The sequence below is a fragment of the Emticicia sp. genome (assembly GCF_049241225.1).
In the GTDB taxonomy this organism is placed as follows: Bacteria; Bacteroidota; Bacteroidia; order Cytophagales; family Spirosomataceae; genus Emticicia.
This window is the reverse complement of record NZ_JBMLRC010000175.1, coordinates 1-20,689: the sequence shown is the minus strand read 5'-3', so window position 1 is coordinate 20,689 and position 20,689 is coordinate 1. Positions and strand designations below refer to the sequence as shown.

General features: G+C 37.3%; 21 protein-coding genes. 9 read left to right on the top strand and 12 right to left on the bottom strand.

Annotated elements, in window-relative coordinates; all coding sequences use genetic code 11:
• Window positions 1–303, top strand: a 303-nt coding sequence (locus tag ACOVO2_RS10095) for a DinB family protein (protein ID WP_421769850.1), incomplete at its 5' end; no start/stop codon positions are given.
• Between the two features lie 136 nt (window positions 304–439).
• Window positions 440–2,083: a M1 family metallopeptidase gene (locus ACOVO2_RS10090; protein ID WP_421769849.1), complete on the top strand. Its 1,644-nt coding sequence runs from the start codon at window positions 440–442 to the stop codon at window positions 2,081–2,083.
• A gap of 238 nt (window positions 2,084–2,321) precedes the next feature.
• Here ACOVO2_RS10090 and ACOVO2_RS10085 read toward each other — a convergent pair whose 3' ends face one another.
• From ACOVO2_RS10085 to ACOVO2_RS10055, 7 genes are all read right to left on the bottom strand, one after another.
• Window positions 2,322–4,085 (bottom strand): two-component regulator propeller domain-containing protein, encoded by a 1,764-nt coding sequence (locus ACOVO2_RS10085; protein WP_421769848.1) that lies wholly within the window; start codon window positions 4,083–4,085, stop codon window positions 2,322–2,324.
• A 1-nt stretch (window position 4,086) separates the two neighbouring features.
• Entirely contained in the window at window positions 4,087–4,239 is a 153-nt protein-coding gene (locus ACOVO2_RS10080; RefSeq protein WP_421769847.1) for a hypothetical protein, read from the bottom strand.
• Window positions 4,236–4,688 carry a DUF6934 family protein gene (locus tag ACOVO2_RS10075; RefSeq protein ID WP_421769846.1) on the bottom strand — a complete coding sequence of 151 codons (453 nt, stop codon included), beginning with the start codon at window positions 4,686–4,688 and terminating at the stop codon, window positions 4,236–4,238. Before ACOVO2_RS10075 ends, ACOVO2_RS10080 begins: the two co-directional genes overlap by 4 nt.
• Window positions 4,689–4,696: 8 nt before the next feature.
• Entirely contained in the window at window positions 4,697–5,647 is a 951-nt protein-coding gene (locus ACOVO2_RS10070) for a glycosyltransferase family 2 protein (RefSeq protein WP_421769845.1), read from the bottom strand.
• Window positions 5,648–5,753: 106 nt separating this feature from the next.
• On the bottom strand, window positions 5,754–6,902 hold the full coding sequence (locus ACOVO2_RS10065) for a hypothetical protein (RefSeq protein WP_421769844.1): 1,149 nt from the start codon (window positions 6,900–6,902) through the stop codon (window positions 5,754–5,756).
• Window positions 6,903–7,137: 235 nt separating this feature from the next.
• Window positions 7,138–7,374 carry a hypothetical protein gene (locus tag ACOVO2_RS10060; protein WP_421769843.1) on the bottom strand — a complete coding sequence of 79 codons (237 nt, stop codon included), beginning with the start codon at window positions 7,372–7,374 and terminating at the stop codon, window positions 7,138–7,140.
• Window positions 7,343–7,948 carry an RNA polymerase sigma factor gene (locus ACOVO2_RS10055; RefSeq protein ID WP_421769842.1) on the bottom strand — a complete coding sequence of 202 codons (606 nt, stop codon included), beginning with the start codon at window positions 7,946–7,948 and terminating at the stop codon, window positions 7,343–7,345. The genes ACOVO2_RS10060 and ACOVO2_RS10055 overlap by 32 nt, the downstream gene beginning before the upstream one ends.
• A 339-nt stretch (window positions 7,949–8,287) precedes the next feature.
• Here ACOVO2_RS10055 and ACOVO2_RS10050 point away from each other — a divergent pair, with 339 nt between their 5' ends.
• A complete protein-coding gene (locus ACOVO2_RS10050) occupies window positions 8,288–9,649 on the top strand; it encodes a hypothetical protein (RefSeq protein ID WP_421769841.1) in 1,362 nt (453 codons plus the stop codon).
• A gap of 58 nt (window positions 9,650–9,707) precedes the next feature.
• On the opposite strand, the gene ACOVO2_RS10045 is transcribed toward ACOVO2_RS10050, so the two are convergent.
• Window positions 9,708–10,940 (bottom strand): chorismate-binding protein, encoded by a 1,233-nt coding sequence (locus ACOVO2_RS10045; protein WP_421769840.1) that lies wholly within the window; start codon window positions 10,938–10,940, stop codon window positions 9,708–9,710.
• A gap of 263 nt (window positions 10,941–11,203) precedes the next feature.
• On the opposite strand from ACOVO2_RS10045, the gene ACOVO2_RS10040 reads away from it, so the two are divergent.
• From ACOVO2_RS10040 to ACOVO2_RS10030, 3 genes are all read left to right on the top strand, one after another.
• The gene (locus tag ACOVO2_RS10040; protein ID WP_421769839.1) at window positions 11,204–12,535 is read left to right on the top strand and encodes a thioredoxin fold domain-containing protein; all 1,332 of its coding nucleotides are present in this window, start codon (window positions 11,204–11,206) and stop codon (window positions 12,533–12,535) included.
• Between the two features lie 106 nt (window positions 12,536–12,641).
• Window positions 12,642–13,091 (top strand): thioredoxin family protein, encoded by a 450-nt coding sequence (locus ACOVO2_RS10035; protein WP_421769838.1) that lies wholly within the window; start codon window positions 12,642–12,644, stop codon window positions 13,089–13,091.
• Window positions 13,088–13,330, top strand: a complete 243-nt coding sequence (locus tag ACOVO2_RS10030) for a hypothetical protein (protein WP_421769837.1) — start codon at window positions 13,088–13,090, stop codon at window positions 13,328–13,330. Before ACOVO2_RS10035 ends, ACOVO2_RS10030 begins: the two co-directional genes overlap by 4 nt.
• A 297-nt stretch (window positions 13,331–13,627) precedes the next feature.
• Here ACOVO2_RS10030 and ACOVO2_RS10025 read toward each other — a convergent pair whose 3' ends face one another.
• From ACOVO2_RS10025 to ACOVO2_RS10015, 3 genes are all read right to left on the bottom strand, one after another.
• The gene (locus tag ACOVO2_RS10025) at window positions 13,628–14,185 is read right to left on the bottom strand and encodes a thioredoxin family protein (RefSeq protein WP_421769836.1); all 558 of its coding nucleotides are present in this window, start codon (window positions 14,183–14,185) and stop codon (window positions 13,628–13,630) included.
• Between the two features lie 100 nt (window positions 14,186–14,285).
• A complete protein-coding gene (locus tag ACOVO2_RS10020) occupies window positions 14,286–15,893 on the bottom strand; it encodes a hypothetical protein (RefSeq protein ID WP_421769835.1) in 1,608 nt (535 codons plus the stop codon).
• A gap of 12 nt (window positions 15,894–15,905) precedes the next feature.
• Window positions 15,906–16,487 carry an RNA polymerase sigma factor gene (locus ACOVO2_RS10015; protein ID WP_421769834.1) on the bottom strand — a complete coding sequence of 194 codons (582 nt, stop codon included), beginning with the start codon at window positions 16,485–16,487 and terminating at the stop codon, window positions 15,906–15,908.
• Window positions 16,488–16,651: 164 nt separating this feature from the next.
• Here ACOVO2_RS10015 and ACOVO2_RS10010 point away from each other — a divergent pair, with 164 nt between their 5' ends.
• Window positions 16,652–17,158 carry a DUF421 domain-containing protein gene (locus ACOVO2_RS10010; RefSeq protein WP_421769833.1) on the top strand — a complete coding sequence of 169 codons (507 nt, stop codon included), beginning with the start codon at window positions 16,652–16,654 and terminating at the stop codon, window positions 17,156–17,158.
• Between the two features lie 3 nt (window positions 17,159–17,161).
• Here ACOVO2_RS10010 and ACOVO2_RS10005 read toward each other — a convergent pair whose 3' ends face one another.
• Window positions 17,162–17,686, bottom strand: coding sequence for a hypothetical protein (locus ACOVO2_RS10005; protein ID WP_421769832.1), 525 nt, complete (start codon window positions 17,684–17,686; stop codon window positions 17,162–17,164).
• Window positions 17,687–17,823: 137 nt separating this feature from the next.
• Between ACOVO2_RS10005 and ACOVO2_RS10000 the strand changes: the two genes are divergently transcribed.
• Together ACOVO2_RS10000 and ACOVO2_RS09995 are read left to right on the top strand one after the other, a co-directional pair.
• Window positions 17,824–18,102, top strand: coding sequence for a HesB/IscA family protein (locus ACOVO2_RS10000; protein ID WP_421769831.1), 279 nt, complete (start codon window positions 17,824–17,826; stop codon window positions 18,100–18,102).
• A gap of 125 nt (window positions 18,103–18,227) precedes the next feature.
• A partial coding sequence (locus tag ACOVO2_RS09995) for a two-component sensor histidine kinase (protein WP_421769830.1) occupies window positions 18,228–20,689 on the top strand: 2,462 nt, incomplete at its 3' end.

Sequence of the window (20,689 nt, the reverse complement as noted above, 5' to 3'; positions counted from 1 at the left end):
CTTTCTTATGATGGTCTTGTGGAGTGTTATTTGGCAGTTTTAGCTACTGGCGTGACCGCACGAGGTGGATTTGTGCCACAAATGCCCGAAAATCCATCAAAAGAACTACTGGTCAGTAGTTTTGCAAAACATCACCAAACTTTGGCCGATTTTCTAAATGATTGGTCAGAGAGCGAACTGGACGAATATTGCATTAAACATCCTGTGCTTAAAAACCTCACTATCAGAGAGTTTTATTACTTTATGCACTACCATATTTTGCATCACCGAAAAGCTATTTTGCGATATTCAGAAATGAGTTAATTTCTCAAACCTGTAAGCGATTACAGGTTTTTTGTTTGTGCAGTAAGCTGAAAATAAATGTAAATTCATTTTTTAATTATATTGCATCCAATTTAGTGGATGATTCCACGTTTCACTTCCAACAAAATGTGCATTTATGAAATTGCTAAAACTCATTGTCTTTTTTGCTTCTTTATTTCCATTTATCACTGCTTGCGGGCAAAGCCACAGTAAATCTTTCACACGTGAAGATTCGCTTCGTGGAAGAATCACTCCTGAGCGTGAATGGTGGGATTTGAAATATTATGAACTTCGAGTAAAAGTAACGCCTACCGAAAAAGCGATTGCGGGCAGCACAACTGTATTTTATGAAGTTTTGAAGCCCTACCAAACTATCCAAATCGACCTTCAGCCACCTTTGCAAATTGAAAAAGTGACGCAAGATGGACAAGAACTATCCTTTAAAAAAGATGGAGCAAACGCTTACATGATTTCACTGAAAAAAGCCCAAGTAAAAGGTAAAAATGAGTCAATCGTCGTAACCTATTCGGGTAAACCAATTGTAGCGAAGCGTCCACCGTGGGATGGTGGCTTTCAGTGGGTGAAAGATAAGGCAGGAAATGACTTTGTGGCTACTTCGTGTCAGGGTTTGGGTTCGAGTGCTTGGTGGCCGTGCAAAGACCACATGTACGACGAATGTGATAGTATGTTGATAAGTATCACTGTTCCGAAAAATTTGACAGATATCTCAAATGGACGTTTGAGAAAAACAACCGAAAATGCCGACGGAACAAAAACTTTCGACTGGTTTGTGAAAAACCCTATCAATAACTATGGTGTGAATGTGAACATCGGCAATTATGTGCATTTTGATGAGGTTTTTGAAGGAGAAAAAGGCAAACTAACGATGGATTATTATGTTTTGCCCGAAAATCTTGAAAAAGCGAAAGAGCAATTCAAGCAAGCAAGCATGATGATGAAAGCTTTTGAACATTGGTTCGGGCCGTATCCGTTTTATGAAGATGGTTATAAATTGGTAGAAGTTCCGTATTTGGGAATGGAACACCAAAGCTCAGTAACTTACGGGAATAAGTATCAGAATGGGTATTTAGGTCGAGATTTGTCTGGTACGGGTTGGGGCTTAAAATGGGATTTTATCATCATTCATGAGTCTGGGCATGAGTGGTTTGCGAATAATATCACGTACAAAGACGTAGCCGATATGTGGATTCATGAAAGTTTTACAAATTATTCAGAAAGCCTTTACACTGAATATTATTTTGGTAAGAAAGCGGCTTCTGAGTATGTGATTGGTACTCGCAAGGGCATTAGAAACGATATTCCGATTATTGGCTCGTATGACGTAAACAAAAGTGGCTCGGGCGATATGTATCCGAAGGGTGGAAATATGTTGCATACGATTCGCCAGATTTTGAATAATGATGATAAGTGGCGACAAATTTTGAGAGGTTTGAATAAAACTTTCTATCACCAAACCGTTACGACTCAACAAATCGAAGATTATTTATCGAAAAACGTAGGCCGAGATTTAGACAAAGTTTTTGACCAATATTTGCGTGATGTCAGGATTCCAGTTTTGGAATATTCGGTAGAAAAAAACAAAATCAGCTATCGTTGGAGTAATTGTGTGGAAGGTTTTGATATGCCTGTAAAAGTGATGGCCGACGGTGGAAAAGAAGAGTTTATTTATCCAACTACCGCTTGGAAAACCATGAAAGGCAAATCGGAACTGAAAGTTGATGAGAATTTTTATGTTACTACAAAATCAGTAAGCAAATAATCAAATCAACTAATTCTACTTTGATATTATTGGACTGAGGTGCGTAGCACGCCAATATTTGTAGAATAAAAAGGGAGTCTATGTATAAAGGTGCATCGCACCGAAACAAAATGACGGTGCGATGCACCTACTTTTGAACATAAATAATTTTCTTTCTACAAATATTACGCAACTCTGTTGCTAAAAATGGAAAGGTCCAAAGTGGAACAAAGAAGGCGAGTTTCAAAGCTTGCCTTTTTTATCTCAAAACCGCCACTTTTCCGACAAAACTTTCAGAGCCATCTTCGGCAACACAGAAAACCATGTAGATGGTAGAAGCGGCTCGACTTCCCTCAAATTTTTGCAAGTCCCATGTGGCAGTTCCACCGTTTGATTTTGTTTCGTAAATCAATCTTCCTGCGGTATCAGTTATTTTTATAGCAGTGTTTTCACGAAGTCCCGAAACTGTTAGAACGCCTTGAAAATCTGGGCGAACAGGGTTTGGAAATATTCGTACTGAGTTGAAATCCTCACTTGGTTCGGATGAATCGGTGCGGTAGGAGAGTAGCCCGTTTTGGGTTAAAACAAAGATTTCGCCTGAAGTAGAATCAATCGCCAAATCTATGACGTTTTTTGAGGGTAGCGGACTGTTTTCTTCGGTAAAATTTAAAATCTGCTCATCTGCCGAAGCCGAAAAAAGGTTTAGACCGTTTTGAGTAGCAATCCATTTTCGGTTTCCGCCATCAATTACAATTTTATTGATGACTTCCTGCAAAAGCAATCGTCGAGTTTGGAAAAACGGTGTATAGGCTTCCGAAGCAGTCGTAAAAATATCTCGTGTCGTGACGATTACCGCTACGCCATTATCTGTCCCCACCCAAAGTAAATTGTCTCGGTCTAAGGCAATTGAATTGACATTTGAAGTGGGTAAACCTCCTGCTCCTCTTCCTGCGAAATAAAAACGGGTTCGATTAGTGGCTGGGTCTGAAACTCTTAGTGTTTGTCCCGAAATTTGCCAACGATAACCGTATTGGTCAATTATATCGCTACTGTTATTGGGTATTTTGTTGATAAGTAGGCTTTTCCACAAGTTATCCACAAATGCGTTCCCTGTAATACCTAAGGCATAAATCGATTGATTTCGGTAAAAAATTGAGAAAATATCGCCTTTTACGCCATTGGGGCTGTAAGATGTAAAACTTCCAGAAAAGTTACTCAATAGACCATTTTCTCCATCAGCAATCCAAACTTTTCCATCGGCATCGGTTTCGAGTTCGTTTGGAAAAACGATGAGATTATCTTTTGGAAATGATTGGGGTTGAAAAAGTTGAGAAGCGGCACTTGCAGTTATTGGTTTCCAGTTGCCAAAAAATTGCAGGTTTGTAGTAGGTGAAAAACTTGCCCCCAATACTCCGCCCGAAGTGTTCGCAAAGATACTATCACGAGCAAAAGCTATTTGTTTGACTGCAACTTTTCGGCCGTCTTTGCCAATATTCTGATAAGTTTCCTTGACTTCGTTTTTCTTCACATCTAAAACCACCAAGCCAAAATCGGTCGCCAGATATGCAAAATCACCTCGAAACTCTATTTGATTAATGGTTTTGCTATCTTGAATTGCATCTGTTTCTTTGATAAAATCAATATTCTGAATCTTGTCTGGAAGGCCTTCGGTAGTAATACTCATCAGGTCAATATTACCAGTTTCGTAGGCGATAATGAGGGTTTTGAAGTCAGAATTATATCTGATTTGCGAGATATTTGTTTCGCTTAAATTATTTAACTTTGAGAGTGTAAAGCTTTGATTAGTAGCCTTATCGAAGTAGAAAAAGCCATTTTTTGAGAAACAATAGATTTTGTTTTTTTCTACAATTTCTACACCTCTTGCATTAAAATAGTCGGCGTGGATTCGCCAAGTGTCGGTCGGGATTTGTGCGAAAGTTTGAGAAGCTAAAACAATAAAAAATAGGCATTGTTTTAGTTGAAATTTTGTTGTTTTTTTGAAGCAGAATAAAGTGTAAATCATTTTAGAGAGATGGTAATACCTTTACTTTTTCTCTTAAAAAAACTTCTCCTTTTTCTAAAAAAGCTTTAGATTCTGGCGTAAACTCGTACTTTTTTCCTTGTAAATTAGGGTTGATAGTATAGTTTATTTTTGATATTTCTTTAACTTTTTTCATGACGGATAAATAATAAATGCTGTATAATCTTGGTTTTTGATAAACTCTTCGGGCGAACCATCGCTTTTCAAACCAACTACTTTAAAATTAAGTTCTATTATCTCAATGAATTTAGAAATAAGGCTTCGATAGAGTCGAGTTCTAGTGTTGGTACTTCCACGAAAATATAACATTTTATCGGGATATTTATCAAAAAATACGAGCATTGTTTGTGCTACCGTACTCAAAACCTTATCTCTGTCTTTATTTTTACTTACTGCAATGAAGTCTATTTTTCCATCAGGTGTAATATCGCCAAAACCTAACTGAAATAAATTATCATAACCCTTTATCTCTTCATAAATAACAGCTTTTCTGATGGTTTTATTATCACTTATACTTTCAAATTCAAATACGAGAGCATCGGGAGAGCTTTCAAATTGATAGTGTGGTTTTTCAATATTAAGCATTTCTATTGTTACTTCTCTTCATTCAAAACCGTTTCGATGATATATCTTGGGCGAGCTTTTACTTCTTCATAAATTTTGCCAACATATTCACCAATCAAACCGATGGCAATCATATTTGAGCCACTGAAAAAAGTCATTGGAAGCACGATTGAGGTCCAGCCTTGTACCGTAAACCCAAATAGTTTACAAACCAAAACCCAAACCGTGATTCCCATCGCAAATACAAAATTGAAGATACCGAACCAAAGCACCAACTTCATCGGAACTGTCGAAAACGAAGTGATGCCATTCCACGCAAAAATTAGCATTTTTTTAAGTGGATATTTCGATTCACCAGCTTCACGTTCGAGGCGTTTGTAATACACTTTATCGCTCTGAAAACCTATCATCGGGATAATTCCGCGAATAAAAAGATTGGTTTCGCCAAAGTTTGAAAACTCGTTAAGTACTTGATTATCAATTAATCTAAAGTCGGCGTGGTTATAAACCGTCGGAACGCCCATGCGTTGCATGAGTTTGTAGAAAGACTCCGCCGTGAAACGTTTAAAGAACGAATCGGTGCTGCGGTCGTTGCGTACACCGTAAACAATTTTTGAGCCTTCTTTGTATTTTTCGAGCATTCCATCAATGGCACGGAGGTCGTCTTGTAGGTCGGCATCAATCGAAACGTAGCAATCGAATTGGTTTTTGTGGTGTAATAAACCTGCCACCAAAGCCGCCTGATGCCCAAAATTTCGTGAGAGCTTCAAGCCAATGATATTTGAATCCCTTTTGCAGATGCTATCAATGATTATCCAAGTCGAGTCACGGCTACCGTCATTCACAAAGCAGATTTTACTGTCGGCCGTGATGGCGTTTCGTTCTTTCAATTCTGAAAAATACATCGACAAAGTGCTATACGTTTTCTCAAGAATTTCTTGCTCGTTGTAGCACGGGACAACCAAAAGGAGTTTACACATCTAATTTTGACAGGATTTTGTAAGATTTTGCGACAGACAGGATTTAGAATCTTCGATTCAAGCGATTTTTCCTGAAAACCTGCACAAAGTTACAGAAACATTGTCTTTACATCAAGAAAAAACCAGTTCCATTCGTGCGAGTGGCCATCGGATGCAAGAAACAGATGATTGCAATCAGAAAAAGTAATACTTTTAATTCTTTTTCTGTAAGATACTTTTGAGCGATGACTAAGGTTAAAAAAATGGTAATGACTCCGTAAGAGCCGCTTCGAGTAGAATCGAAAGTAGTGAGAGAGCCTACCAACATGGCCAATAATGCACCCAAAATCGCTAAAAGTCTTAGCCAATCTTTGGCTACTGAAAGGAAAACAAACGCCAATAAAATAAGTAACCACCAGCCCTCAAAAACCCACAAGAACTTGAAGCCCCAAACTGGCCAGCTTCCGCCAAACATTTCGGCAAATTCGCCAGGTTTGGTGGTGTCGTGCATACCGAGTTTATCAACCAAATAAAATTTACGAACAGCACCATAAGCCGCCCAAGCTGCTACAACGGCCAACATTTGTAAGTTTATTTGAATCTTGAATGGCTTGTTTTCTTTCCATTGCGGCACAAACCACCACCATAAAAATACCATTCCTGAGCCTACGCCCGCACGTTCATCGCCCCAAAAAGCCAATGATAAAAATATGAATATCAAGACTGGATTTCGGTAGTATATTGCCAAAAATAAAGCAAAATAGCAGAAAAAGTCTCCATAAGTGGCATTGTCTATAAAAAATGCAGCACCCATATAAGTAGAAACAATACCTAAAACTGCATAGAAAATGCTGTTTCTATCGTTTATGGTTCGTTCCAGAAAGTTAATAAGCATATAGAGGAACACAAGGCCCAAAATTAATTGCAAACCATACAAAACGATGCTTACGTGCTGAATATGTAGTGCTTTTACGAATGCGGGCATCGTGAGCCTAAACGTGCGGTTATTCATGCCCGTAAACTCAGGGTAGGTCCAGTTGTAAGTAATGCTCGCTGCTCGGTCTTTGATGGTTTGGTAAAGGAAGTATTCTCGTTTTTCTTTGATAACAGCAGTGTAAAAATCGCCAAAATGACGAAGCGGAGAAATATTATTAAAAAACGAAAGCAACATAACGCCTACGGCTACTATCACAACTCTCGATTTCCATTTTGGGCCAGATAAAAACGAAGCAATTTTTGCCTCAAAACGCTGATATAAATTTTCTAAAAAAGACATTTTTGGTTAATGTAGAATTGAGAATTAAGAATGTAGAATTAAGAATTAAGAATTAAGAATGTTTCTGCACAAATATTTCTAAATAAAAATACAAAGATGCCTATTTATTCAACAAAATGCCAAATAAAATCCCATTGAGATTCTGTACTGGTAAGATAAAATGTAAAAAACGATTTTCAAGCCGTCTGGTAAGAAACAAACGGAGGAGGATTTCAAGCATAAAAAAAGCCTAAGATTAAATCTTAGGCTCGTAGTTTCTTGAATAGCTGAGGATTCTCTCAATCGCCGAATCTGATGGCGAGAGCTGAATTTTGTCCATGCCCGATTTCAAATCGGCACAGTCGAGGTAGAAATCAAGCAAATCTTTATCAAAAAGAAGAGCTTCTTCTACTAAAGAGTTTTCTTGGTTTGATGTTTCATTATACAAATAACGAATCACATCATTCTGCGTGCTGGTAAAGGTTTGTGTCATAAGCGTACGCTGATTTTCCCATCATTTTTCTAAGATTGATGAGAGCATAACGCATTCTCCCTAACGCCGTGTTGATACTCACGCCAGTTGCATCGGCAATTTCTTGGAACGACATGTCATCGTAATGACGCATCACCAAAACCTCACGCTGCTGGTCGGGTAATCGTTTGATTAAATCACGTAAGTGTTCGTGAGATTCACGCTTGATTTGCATTGATTCGATTGAATCTTCGGCAAATTCGAGTGTGTTAAACACATTGCTTCCGTCTTCAAACACTACGGTCGGGTAGCGTTTCTCTCTACGGAAATAGTCTATCGCAAGGTTATGAGCGATTCGGAGTACCCACGGTAGAAATTTTCCTTCCTCATTGTATTTGCCATCACGCAAGACCTCAACTGCTTTGATAAATGTATCTTGAAGCAGATCTTCGGCCACGTACTGGTCTTTCACAACAAGATAAATCGTGGTATATACTTTTGATTTGTAACGTTGGACAAGCGTAGCAAATGCTTTTTCATTGCCACGAATATACGCTGATACAAGCTCACTGTCGTTAACTTGGACTTTTCCCATTTCAGTATTTCAATTTAGTTAACGTAGAGCTTTATGCCATATTGTATATTTGTGTTTAAATTGTAGAAGAATTTTTGTTTTGTGTCGAAAGATAGATAAAAATAATGATTCGTGTCAAGTGTTTGAAATAAAAAAAATAGTTAACGGTTTGTTAATAATCCAAATGAAATTTCGTTTTCATCGTTTTAGACCAAATACTAGACAAAAATGGCACCAATGGTTTTGTTTAATTTTGAAATTGTAAATATCTGATATTCAGATATTTAATAGGCCTTAATAGTACATTGTTTTTTTCGGTATCATTTTTGCAATACTCATGCAAGTGAAATAAATATAATCATGGAAAAAATGTTTGACTTTACTCGTAATTTTCATCTGAAAGTTAATAAACTTCTCGCAACCAAGCTTTTATGGCGAAGCGAACCTGATTTGAAAGAAGAGATTCTTTCCTCAAAAAATCATTTTTTTAATACTAAACTAAACAAAGTAATAATTGTACTTTTTTTAGTTTTTGGCTTTTCGATTACCCAATCATTTGGACAGCGTGACCAGATTACGACCCAAGCAGGTGAGAAAATCCGCTGTCGAATTTTAGATGAAACGCCCAACCGTTTTGTATATGCGTACCTTTCTCCATCGGGCAAAGTTTTACGAAATGAAATCTTCAAAAATTTAGTATCAGATTTTAAATATAATTTCTATCCGAGCGACATCGTGACCAAGGGAAATAAAATGCCCGAAGGTTTAGGTGGAGCCAGAGAAGAAAATGCTGCCACAACTCAGCGTGTAGATACTCGCAAGGGCGAACCTACCAAAGCAAAGAGTGAGCCGAAGAAAATCGATAAGAAAGAAGAAGCAGTAGCTACAAAAAAAGAAGCTGAGAAAAATACTGAGCCAACAAAAAAAGATGATAAAGTTGCTACCAGCGATAAAAAAGCTGCTCCTAAAAAAGCCGAAACAAAGCCCCAAAAAGAAGAAGTAGTAGCTAAAAAAGAAGAAAGAGTGGTGGCTCCAATGGCCGCTCCGAAAGCCGATAATGAATTTAATAATTATCTAAAATGGCGAGTAGGCGGAAAAGGGGGCTTTGGTAATATGTTGGCTAAAATTCCAACTGAAAATGCAAGTGCTTATACATTATATCAAGAAAAACTCTTGCGTGGCTTTACGTGGGGGCTTGATGCTGCTTATTTTCCTGTTGATAATTTGGGTTTTGGCTTGATGTTCAATAACTTTCAATCCAGAAATAAAGCAGAGAATATTGTTTTTCGCAATGAAATCTTAAACAAATTAGATACAGGTAGCATCTCTAATAATCGTTCGATAAAATACGTTGGGCCTGTTATTTATTATCGTAAAAATATTGATTTTAAAACAATGGTAATATTAGGCCTATCGCCTGGAGTGTATTTCTATAAAGATAAAGGCTCTTACAATGATGCTCAATATACTTTCAAAGGAATGGATTTTGGTGCCTCGGCAACGCTTGGTATCGATTTCTTGCTTGGAAATGATATTACAGGGCGTGATATTATTTTAAGTTTAGAAGCTGGCTATAGTTATGGAAAGATGAGAGCGTTAGATTTTGGAACAGGCAGCCAAGCAGTCAATTTAGCTACACCAATCGACTTGAGCCGACTTGATTTTACGGTTGGTCTTAGATTTACTCGTTATCCGAAATATTTTAGACTAACGTCATACTAAATAGTTCTGAGTTATGAGTTCTGAGTTTTCTTCGCAAAGTTTTTGGCTGAACAACCACTCAGAACTCAGCACTCAGAACTCTCCCCAACGTTTGGGTTTTCATTTCAGTCTCGTTCCATTCTTTTTCGGGATTTGAGTCGGCCGTTATTCCGCAACCAGCATAAAGCGTAGCTATATTTTCTTGCAGTTTCATCGTACGTAAATTTACAAAAATGTGCGACTCGGTTTTTCCATCGCCCGATTGCATATTCACAGGCCCTAAAAAACCACTATAAAACTCGCGGTCGTAGCCTTCATTTTGTAAAATAAACTCAGTGGCTGGTATTTTGGGCATTCCACATACGGCAGAAGTTGGGTGCAGTAATTCAAGCATGACGGTGGCCAGCTGAGGAAAGTTTACGGCTACTGTATCAATAATAATATCGGTGCGAAGGTGCATCAAATTTCCTGCAATAACTGTCTTTGGGCCTTCTTCTTCAAACTCCCTTACTCTTATTTTTTTTAAGCAATTGATGATGTATCTGGTCACGAAAGATTGCTCCTCAATCTCCTTTTGTCGCCATAGAGCTTCTGAGGGTTTTATTAGATTACCTTCTGCATCATAAGCCGATTGAGTGCCAGCCAACGCCATCGTACGAAAGATACCACGAGAATCTTGGCTAACCAAAATTTCAGGCGAAGCACCCACCCAAACTACTCCCAAGTGTGGTAACGAAACCGCCGATACAAATGCTGAAGTGTAGGTTTCACAGAGTTTATCGAATAAGCTAATAATATCGAAATTGGCTGGTAGGACTACCTGTTTTGTACGAGAAAGTACAACTTTCTGAAAAATACCCGATTCAATTTCGGCAATACCTTTTTTTACTAAATCTACAAAATCGTGTTTTTGTGTTTGCTTAGTCTCAAAACTATGGTTTGTGGATGTAGCTTGCTTAGAAATTGAGTTTTCTAATAACTGGATAAAATACGGATTGACCGACGAAGGTGTAATAACTTCTCTGATTAATTCGTTTTGAGTTGACCCATTAGCATTGAAGATATAGTGTAAATCGGCTTTCAGAAAGAAAGTTTTATCTCCATCAGGGTTGACAAAAGGCGAAAAAGCAAAGCCAGCACCGAGTTCTTCAAAGTCGATTTTGGTTTGTTGGGGTATTTCACCAAACGAAGTCAGAAAATGCTTTTCAGTTTGTCGGGGTAAACGCCAAATAGCCGTTGGGAAAGCCAAGTTTTTTGCTGAATTCCAAAGGTTTTGACGAGAATTTTTATTTTCAATAATGGTTGTTGTCATGAAGTAATGTAAAAATCTTTCAGTAGAAAAATAGAATTTATTACTGAAATTGGCTTGTTTGTCAGCTTCATAGGCGAATTGGAAATTCGCCCCACAAATAGTAAACAAAATTCAAAAGAAAATATTCCTAAAAATAGTAGAAGTTTTTTTGGAATGTAGATATTCGTATGATTTTTGCTTGAAATTTAAGCAGCTTACCGCCAATTTTCTACCAAAAATAAATCCTCAAATTGTTATTCCAACATTTATTTAAAAACAGAGCGATGAATAAAATCTTATACTTACTGATAATACTATCTTTTTCATCGCATGCGGCTGATGATAAAGGCATTAGGTTTACTGAAGGCTCGTGGGCCGATATTCTGAGCGAAGCCAAAAAACAAAATAAACTCATCTTTATTGATATTTACACAACTTGGTGTGGGCCTTGTAAGCTGATGTCGGCAAAGGTTTTTACTGACACTAACGTCGGTGAAAAATTTAATGAATCTTTTATTAATTATAAGATTGATGCCGAAAAAGGCGAAGGCATAGAATTGGCCAAAAACTATGCTATTACGGCTTATCCGACTTATTTGTTTGTGAATAGTAGTGGCGAATTAGTATATCGAGCATTAGGGGCAATGCCGGCCGATAAATTTATTACTGAAGCCGATAAAGCGATAAGTACGGGTAAAAACTATAAATCGTCGAGTGAGTTGGAAAAGGCATTTAAAGAAGGTCGCCGAGACCCTGACTTTTTGTACGAATACATGAAGCGAAAGAGTCTCAATGGCAGCGAAAGCTCGGTATTATTAGATGAATATTTGGCTGCAATACCAACATCGTTGTACAAGACAGAAAAAGTGTTGGCATTGATTGCCGAAAACATCGGAACGATTGAATCGAAAGCTTTTGTGATTTTGCGAGATGCCTTAGATAGGTATCTAAACATGACAACTTCACAGCAAAAATATGTATTGAATGGTATCTCAAAAGCCAAGCGTAATACATTCAAGAAAGCCGTTGATAGTCGAGATAAAGCATTGCTCGAAAGGTTGATTGATGCCGTTCGAGCCACTTCATATAGCGAAGCGGGCTTCGAGGCCGAAGAAAAACAGTTCCGCTTAGAATATGCCAAGATTACAAGAGATGGAGATAATTTCAAGAAAATTGCCACTAAAGAAGCAGCAAAATTGATGGGCAAGACTTCGGAAGACTTGGTTGCCGAAACCCAACTAAAAATTATGAATTTTAAGGAAGGTGCAAAAGCTAAAAACTTGGATGAAACGACACCTCAGTTCAAGATGATTTTAGATAATTTGACCGACAATGCCCAAAAGACAACTTCGTTTCAACTCAACGAATATGCGTGGGGTTACGTACAGATGATAAACACTCCGAAAGATTTAGAAGAAGCATTAAAATGGTCGGAGCGGGCAATAGAATTGGTGGAATCGCCAGCCAATTTGGATACCTATGCTAACTTGTTGAGCAAGCTTGGTAGAAAAAAAGAAGCTATTAAGGCAGAGAAGAGAGCCATTAAATTGGCCAAAAAAGAAGGTGGCGATACAAAAGATTTACAACAAACACTGAAAGATATTAAACGAAGTTGACTTTAGTGGAACACGGATTTTCCAATAATCAATAACTAATTTTCCAGTAACCCCAAAAAAAGGCAAGGATTTTGTAATTGATATTATGTAAAAAATAGCTGTATTAATGAAAAAGATGATTTTGGCTATGAGCGTATGTCTCGTTGTATTGGTGTACGCTTGTAGTAGAGGAAATGTAAAACAAATAAGTTTCGTAAAAAACAACGACCGAACAATGGAAGAGATGCTGGCCCAAGCAAAGAGTCAGAAAAAAATCTTATTTGTAGATGTATATACAACGTGGTGCGGGCCTTGTAAGTGGATGGATGAAAATACGTTTGCTGATGCTCGTGTGGCTGAAAAATTCAACAAAACTTTCTTGAATTATAAAGTAGATGGCGATTCTTTTGAAGGAGTCAACGTCGGCATTATTTATCGAGTAGATTCGTATCCTACCTATTTATTCATTAGTCCAGAAGGAAAAGTTATTCATCGAATTGAAGGCACTATGTCGCCCGAGGGATTAGTACAAGAAGCCGACTTTGTGGTTAATCGTACTCTACAAAATTCAAAATGAAGTACTTAGATGAGCAGCAAGTAATGGTTGGAGATATTGTTGAGGTATCTGGTAGAGCTAAGACTGAAGTAGTTGTTGTAGAAATCATTGAGCCTAATAGCCTTCAAGCTATTGAGTTGAATAGCCCAAGTGGAGGAGTGATGATAGATGACCCTGCTACTGGCTTGACTCTCTGGCCTTACATGGACGAAGATATTAGCCTTGTTCGGAGAGCAAACCTTTCAATTTTTGATTCGTAAACTCAACATTGCGTAAAAACCCCTAATGAAATGCGTATTTTTACGCTATTACGAAATAATCTGATTCTCTACATTTGTGCTATGCTTTGTGAAGCCATGGAATGTAGCTAAATCCCACATTTGTGAATTCTCTGGTGAACTTAAAATAACTCTTGCTGATTTTAAAATCAGTCATGAAACTAAAAAACTAAGGCTTTTCGCTACCATATCCACGCTTATTAATAAGCCATGAAACATAAAGATAGCCCAGTTTCGTTTTCGAAAACTGGGCTACTCTATAAATATTCATACTCTCATCTAAAGTTTTGGAAGTGCGTTTTTGAAAACTTCTCGGTAGGTACCAACTTTATACTGTTCGAAAGGCTCTTTTTTGTTATAATCTCCACCTAAATAGGTTACTATTTCGTGAAACGCCTTGGCATTTAAATAACCTGGTAATGGCTGAATCATGTTATACTGAGCGTCGAGAAATACGGTTGTCGGATAACTTAGCTTTCCTTGTAAAAGAGCTATTGCAGCCTGATTGGCACCTTTACTGGCATCGAAAGAGTATTTAGTATTTCCGATAATTATATCTTGCTTTGATTCGGCATCGAGTTTAACCATGTAGAAGTTTTTGTTTAGGTAATCAATCACTTCGGGGTTTGTGTAGGTTTCTCGGTCCATCACTTTACACCAACCACACCAAGCAGTATAAACATCAACGATTGTTTTGCGGGGTTCTTTCTGTGTGCGTAGGTATGCTTCTTGAATCGTAAGCCACTCGACTTCTTTTTTTGCGGAAGCGGCTTTTTGTTGGGCAAAAACACCACTCGAAAGCCCAATTAGAGCTATGAAAAGATATATTTTCTTCATTTTTTTGATTTTTATGTTAAAAACGGTTTTACTTAAAAGTTTATTATAGGTGGTCTATAACAATACTAAATCGCAAAAACTGTACCGAAAAAGCAAGTATTTATTGATGTGTAAATATAGGATATTTTGCCGAAACAAGTAATCCAAGCGACGATAAACGTACATTGCCAAAACCTACACGTGCAATTGGCATTTTGAAAAATGGCTCAGCTTGAATGCTTAGTTTGCGGAATAGCTGATACTCATAGCCAAGTGAAAAATTTAGTACACCCAAGTAATAAGTTCCACTTTTTCCCTCCCATGTTTTCCATTTGATTTTTGGATCGGTAGGGTTTTCGTAGTTATAAACATACTTTTCGTTGAGCATGATGTAGCTGGTTGCTCCTGCACTTATAAACCAACGAGCAAGTGGCTTTGGATTAAAATCATACCTAATATTTATGGGTACATCGAGCATCTTACAAGTTGCATTAATATCGATAAGTTTTGGTGGAGATGGCCAATTATAAGGCCATGCATAAGATTCTGGATAAGCACCATAATATTTCATTGAACGAATTACACCACTTTGAATACTCCATTGCCTGTTTATGCGGTATTCTGCCAAAATAGCCGAATTACTTCCCAATTTGGCAAGTTCATCGGCCGTTACTAAGCTCAGATCAGGCGAAATACCAACTCTAAAATATAAGCCTTTTTTGAATGACTGTGATGTACTTTTGGGAATAACTGGTGCTTGTGTTTGCGGATTTTCAAACGCAATTATTGGTAAAAGTATACTCGACTTGATAAATGTACCTTTGGGGGCGAGTAAATCAAGGTTTTTGAGCGTTAAAGGGTTTTCGTCGATAATAGCACCCTTTGGAGCGTTGGATATCTGAGCATTATTCACAATGCTGTTGTCCGAAGCATTTACACCTTCATTAGTATTTGCTGAAGGAATATTTTCGGTGCTGTGTTTCTGATTTTTAGCTCCTTTAGTTTTTATTACCTCAGTGTTATTCTTTGAATATATCGCTTTTTCAGTCGAAATAGCATCACTTTTCTCCGATTTTTCTACTGATTTTCTCTCAACACTCCCCGAAGAGCTACTATTTCTTCTCGAAGCTTCCTCCTCAGATTTTTTTGCCGATACTGTGCGTTTTTTGGTATTCACAACAGAGTTTTTGGCGATAGACTCCTCGGCATTAATTGTTTTATCAACAGCTTTACTTTTCTCAAAACTTTCGGCATTTATGGTTGGCGGTATTGAAGTTTTGTTCGCTGTTGTATTTTCTTTATCGCTTGGTGGCGTATTTTCGGCTGTTTTATTATTGGTTTTATTTTCTTCAGCTTTTGTAGTTTCGTTTTTGCTTAAATTGTCTGTATCTACTTTAGATGTTGTTACATTATTTTTTGAATCAGTATTTATTACTTGATTTTTAGAAGTTTCGGGGGTGCTTTCTGAAACTTCACTTGATTGGTTGCTTGAAGGTTTTAATGAATGATAGCCTCCGAAAATTATAAACAGACCAATCAAAAGTAACAAACTTCGCTTCAGCCAAGGGTTCACACCTTGGCCACCTGATGGCGGCGGTGCTGCGGCATCAAGTTTTTGGCTCATTTTTGTCCATGAGTCAGGGTCAAAGTCAAAATCCATTTTTTCAGCTGATTCTCTGAAAAGATGGTCCAACTCGTCGTCCGACATATCATGTTTGTTTATATTCATTTAAAAAAGTGGTTAAATTTCTTTGAAGTTAGGGCCTGGTAAGGCCTTTTCTTCAAGCAAAATCATTTTTCGTAAGGCTTCTCGAGCCCTTGAAAGGTTTGATTTTGATGTTCCAACAGAGATTCCGAGTTGATTACTTATTTCCTCGTGCGAAAAGCCATCAATAACGAATAAATTAAATACGATTCTATAGCCAGATGGTAAACGCTGGACAAGTTGAATGATTTCTTCGTGATTGAGTTGGCTTAGGGGGCTGCTATCATTCGAAGAAACCTCATAGGCTTCTTCTATGTTTTGGTGGAAATAATGTTTTTGTTGACTCCTATAAAAATCAAGGGCGGTGTTAACGATAATTCGTCTAAACCACGCTTTAAAGGGGTATTTTGGATCGTATAGGTCTCCTTTTGTAAAAATTTTCAAGAAACCATCATTTATAATTTCCAGAGCTTCATCACGGCTCTGAGTGTATCGCATACAAACGCTCATAGCAAACCCATAGAACTGCCGATAGAGTTTTTCTTGACTCTTTCGGTCACCTCTTACACTCAGGTGGAGTAATTCTTCGGGGTTTTCGCTTGGCAGATTGTTCGCCATGAACTATTTACGTAGGTTTTAGCTAAATGGTTGCGTTAATAGGCAAAAGTCGCAATCAATATTAATTAAAAAGAATGAATTAAACAAGGCTTCTGATTTTGTCGGAAACTTGATTTACATACAATATAGATTATATTTGACTAAAAATACAACAATATTTTATAATGACGGAATATTTTGATTTAGTGCTGCGAGCAAGTGCGGTATATATTTTTATAGTAGTGGCCATCAGGCTTTTTGGTAAGAAAGAACTATCTCAACTTTCGGTGGTGGATTTGGTATTTATCTTGTTGATTAGCAATGCCGTACAGAATGCAATGGTAGGCGAAAATACCTCTTTAGTAGGGGGGGGAGTTGCCGCAGGAACACTCTTTGTGATAAATTATATCCTGAAAAAACTCATTTTTCGTTTCAAGCCCATCGAAAAATTTATTGAAGGAGAGCCAATTGTATTGATTTATGATGGTATGATTCAGAAACAAAATGTGAGAAGAGCAGGCTTTACGATGCAAGAATTAGATGCCGCCGTAAGAGAACATGGTGTTGATAGCATAGAGAAAGTCAACTTAGCGATGCTCGAAGTTGATGGAAATATCAGCGTTTTATCGGAAGATTTTAAAGCAAGAACCCGCAAAAAGCGGGTTCATAAAACTTTGGGAGATGTGCAGTAATTATCACAAAAACATCTTTTGGGCTTCTTCTTTCAATGTTTTGAGGGCATCGGCAGTTGGTTGCTGATTTTCGTTGATTACTTTTTCAAAGATTTTTTTTGAGAGATTTATCGAAGTCGCATCAGAAGAAACCTCGGCGGCTGATGTATTAATCAGAGCTACCACATCGTTCATCGCTCCACGGATTTTTTCCCAAGATTCGTGTGAAATATATACTTGTTGAGCAAGGTTATGATTAAATTCGTCTCTTATTTCTTGTAATAAAAATCGCTGATAATCAATGGCTTGTATGTCGGGGCTGCCAAGTCTGATAAGCAAATTAGCGGGAGTGATTCGCTCTAAAAAGAGTGTCATACGCTCGTAGGCTTGTAGGCGAATGGGCGTGGTTATTTCAATAGTTTTTTGTTTTATTTCTAACTCTTTCTGCTCGAATTGCTTTTGTAGGAAAGTCTGAATCGTGAGATACATTCCGTATAAAACAGCTGCTGCTGGAATCAATATTTTTAGTAATTCGATGATAGCTTGCATATTTTTCAATTTTGTACATTACAAAAGTAAGCTAAGTGTGTGCGGCTTCAAAATTTTTTTGAGGAAGGCTGCGATTAATTAAGGAAGACTTCGCTTTAAGCGAAGTCTTCCTTTGAATTTTCATATATATTTGCAGCATGGTAAGATTTTCAGAAATAGCACGAACAGAAATACTAAAAACGCTCAATTCTCCGCAAATCCCCGTTGGATATGCTTTGAGAATAGGCTTGAAGGGTGGGGCTTGCTCAGCAAGCTATCTTTTAGGGCTTGATAAAGCCACCGAAAACGATGAACTCTACGAAGTGGAAGGCGTAAAAGTATTAATAGATAAGCGGCATCTTATGTACCTAATTGGGGTAGCTATTGATTATGCTGAAACCGAGTCTGGAATGGGCTTTACGATCACTAAAACTTAGTTATACGGCTAACATGAGGATTATTACGGGTTTTCATCAATTATAAATCCAAAATTGTAAATTTTTGCGTGTTTTTGGCATGGTTTTCGATGAAAGAGTAGGGTAATAATTTATCAAAATAAGCTTTGGAGTTTCTCAAAAAACATATTTTATTAGTCCTTTCCGTAGTAGTGTTTGTAGGAGCAACTCTGAACTTTTTCATTTTTGAAAAAGATGCACCTGGGGCTTCTGAGCAGCATTATGTGTCGATGATTAGAGACAGAATAAAGTCGGAGATTTTGATCTCAAAAGCAGATTTGGCCAATGTTGCTTCGCAATACCAAAAATCATCAGGGAATGCCTTTTTGAGTTTCGAGACACCCCCAGTGTATCCGTATTATATCTTCCGAAATGGGCAATTGATCTATTGGTCTGACCATCGCTATGTGCCTGACTATCAGAAATTAGCAAAAGGAGAAAAAGCAAAATTGCTCAGTGTCGAAAACGGTAAGTATATAACCAATTCGATTGTTTTTAATTACAGAAATAGTAAAATTGAGGTCTTTTCGTTGATAAATCTTTACCGAAAGTTTAGAAATGAAAATGATTACTTGAAGAATGGTTATAACCACGGGATTTTCATTACCGAACCCAAAGAAATTACTAATATTCCACGACGCCAAAGCCTTTATAATATTGCCGACGAAAATGGTAGATTTTTGTTTTCGGTTGTTCCGCCACAAGTTGAAAAAATCAATTCACCTAATATTCCTACCAACACCCTTTTATTGTTGGCCATAAGTATTCTACTTTTTGGCGTATACATTATTGTCTGGATTACTCGATTACGAAGTAAACACCAATATGGTAGAGCATTTATTTTATTGATGTTCTATCTATTTTTTGTTCGTTTGGTCATGCTTGCCAACAGCATTCCGTTTATTTTTTATGAGTCGAGTCTTTTTGATCCTAAGTTTTTTACAGTCAATGAATTAGCCCCATCATTAGGCGACCTGTTGCTCAATTCGATTGTGATTTTTATCCTGGTAGTGTATTTAGTGCAGAGTTTTTATCGCTCAACACTATATTATAAATTATTCAAAGCTCCAAAATCTTTTCAAAACGTACTAGCTGTTTTGACAGTAGTATTTTCAATACTTTTTAGTTTCGTTTGTTATCGAAATTTGTGTAATATCTACGAAAAATCGCAGTTTAGTCTCGATCTTTCGCTGAGCATTTCGTTTTCGATCTTGAAAATAGCCACATTGGTGTTTTACTTGTTATTATCAGTGATATTTTTCTTGGTTATACACTTATTGAGTAGCTTATTTTTGAGGCTTAATAAAAATGTAAAGGAAGGTATCATTAAATGGCTAATTGGCTTGGTGAGTGGGCTAATATTAATCATAATTTTAGATCAATTTCGCTGGATTTATCTACTAACTGGGGCCTATTTCTTGCTGGTTTATGTATACAGATATCCGCGTTATTTGTATAGTTTTAAATACAAAACAACGATTTATTTCTTTACGGGAGCTTTTGTATTTGCTCTGATTGCGACGTTTGTTATTAGGGCTGAAGAGCAGAAGAAGGATTATTTTGATAAGCAGAATTTTGGACAAAAATACTTGGCCGAAAATGATTTACTTGGCGAAGGACTTCTAACCAGAGTCATTCAGACCGTGGGGCTGGATACTGCAATCCGACAGGCAATAACTCGCCAAACACTTGCACGTGAACAAACGCAGCAGTTGGTAAAAAGTAAGCACCTTGATTTATATTTCGATCGCTACGATACCGAAGTGCTGGCCTTTGACCGCAATGGGAATTCGCTTGATATGACAGAAGGCTCAAGAAATCTGTCTTTTTATGAAGAAACCTTCAAGCAGCCTTCTTATAAAACATCAAACCCTTCGGTGTTTTTTATTAATGATGTAGGAAATAATTTTATAAAGCAATACCTCGCATTTATTCCGATTCGGGGTAATGCCAGTGAAAGTTTGGCTGGCTACGTAGTGCTTGATTTGAAACTCCGTGATGAATTTGCACAAAGTGTTTATCCTGAATTATTACTGGATAAAAAATTCACACAGACGCCCGACACGAAAAATTATAGTTATGCTATTTTTGATAAAGCTAACCGATTGATATTTAGTTCGGGAAGCTATAACTACGTAAGAAAATTACCAATAAGTATTTTGTCGGATTCGACATTGTACGAAAAAGGTATTGAACTAAACGATTTCAAACATGTTGGCAAAATCGGCCAGAATGAACGAAAGATCGTTATTTCGGCCAAATATCAAGCATGGCGAAACCTGTTTTCTAATTTCTCGTTTTTGTTTTTACTATCGGTGCTCTTTATTATTGTAGTGATGATTTTGTACGCTATTCGCTATGGCTTGAAGAACGTCAATATCAATTTTGCTACTAAAATACAGCTTTACATCAACGCTGCATTTTTGTTGCCTCTGTTGTTGGTCATTATTATTACTTTGAGCGTTATTGATTCTACTTTCATAAGTAATCAAGAAAAAGGCTATCTTGATAACACCAAAAATATTACCTCAACGGTTCAGCTTCAGCTCGAAAGTTTTATTCAAAAACG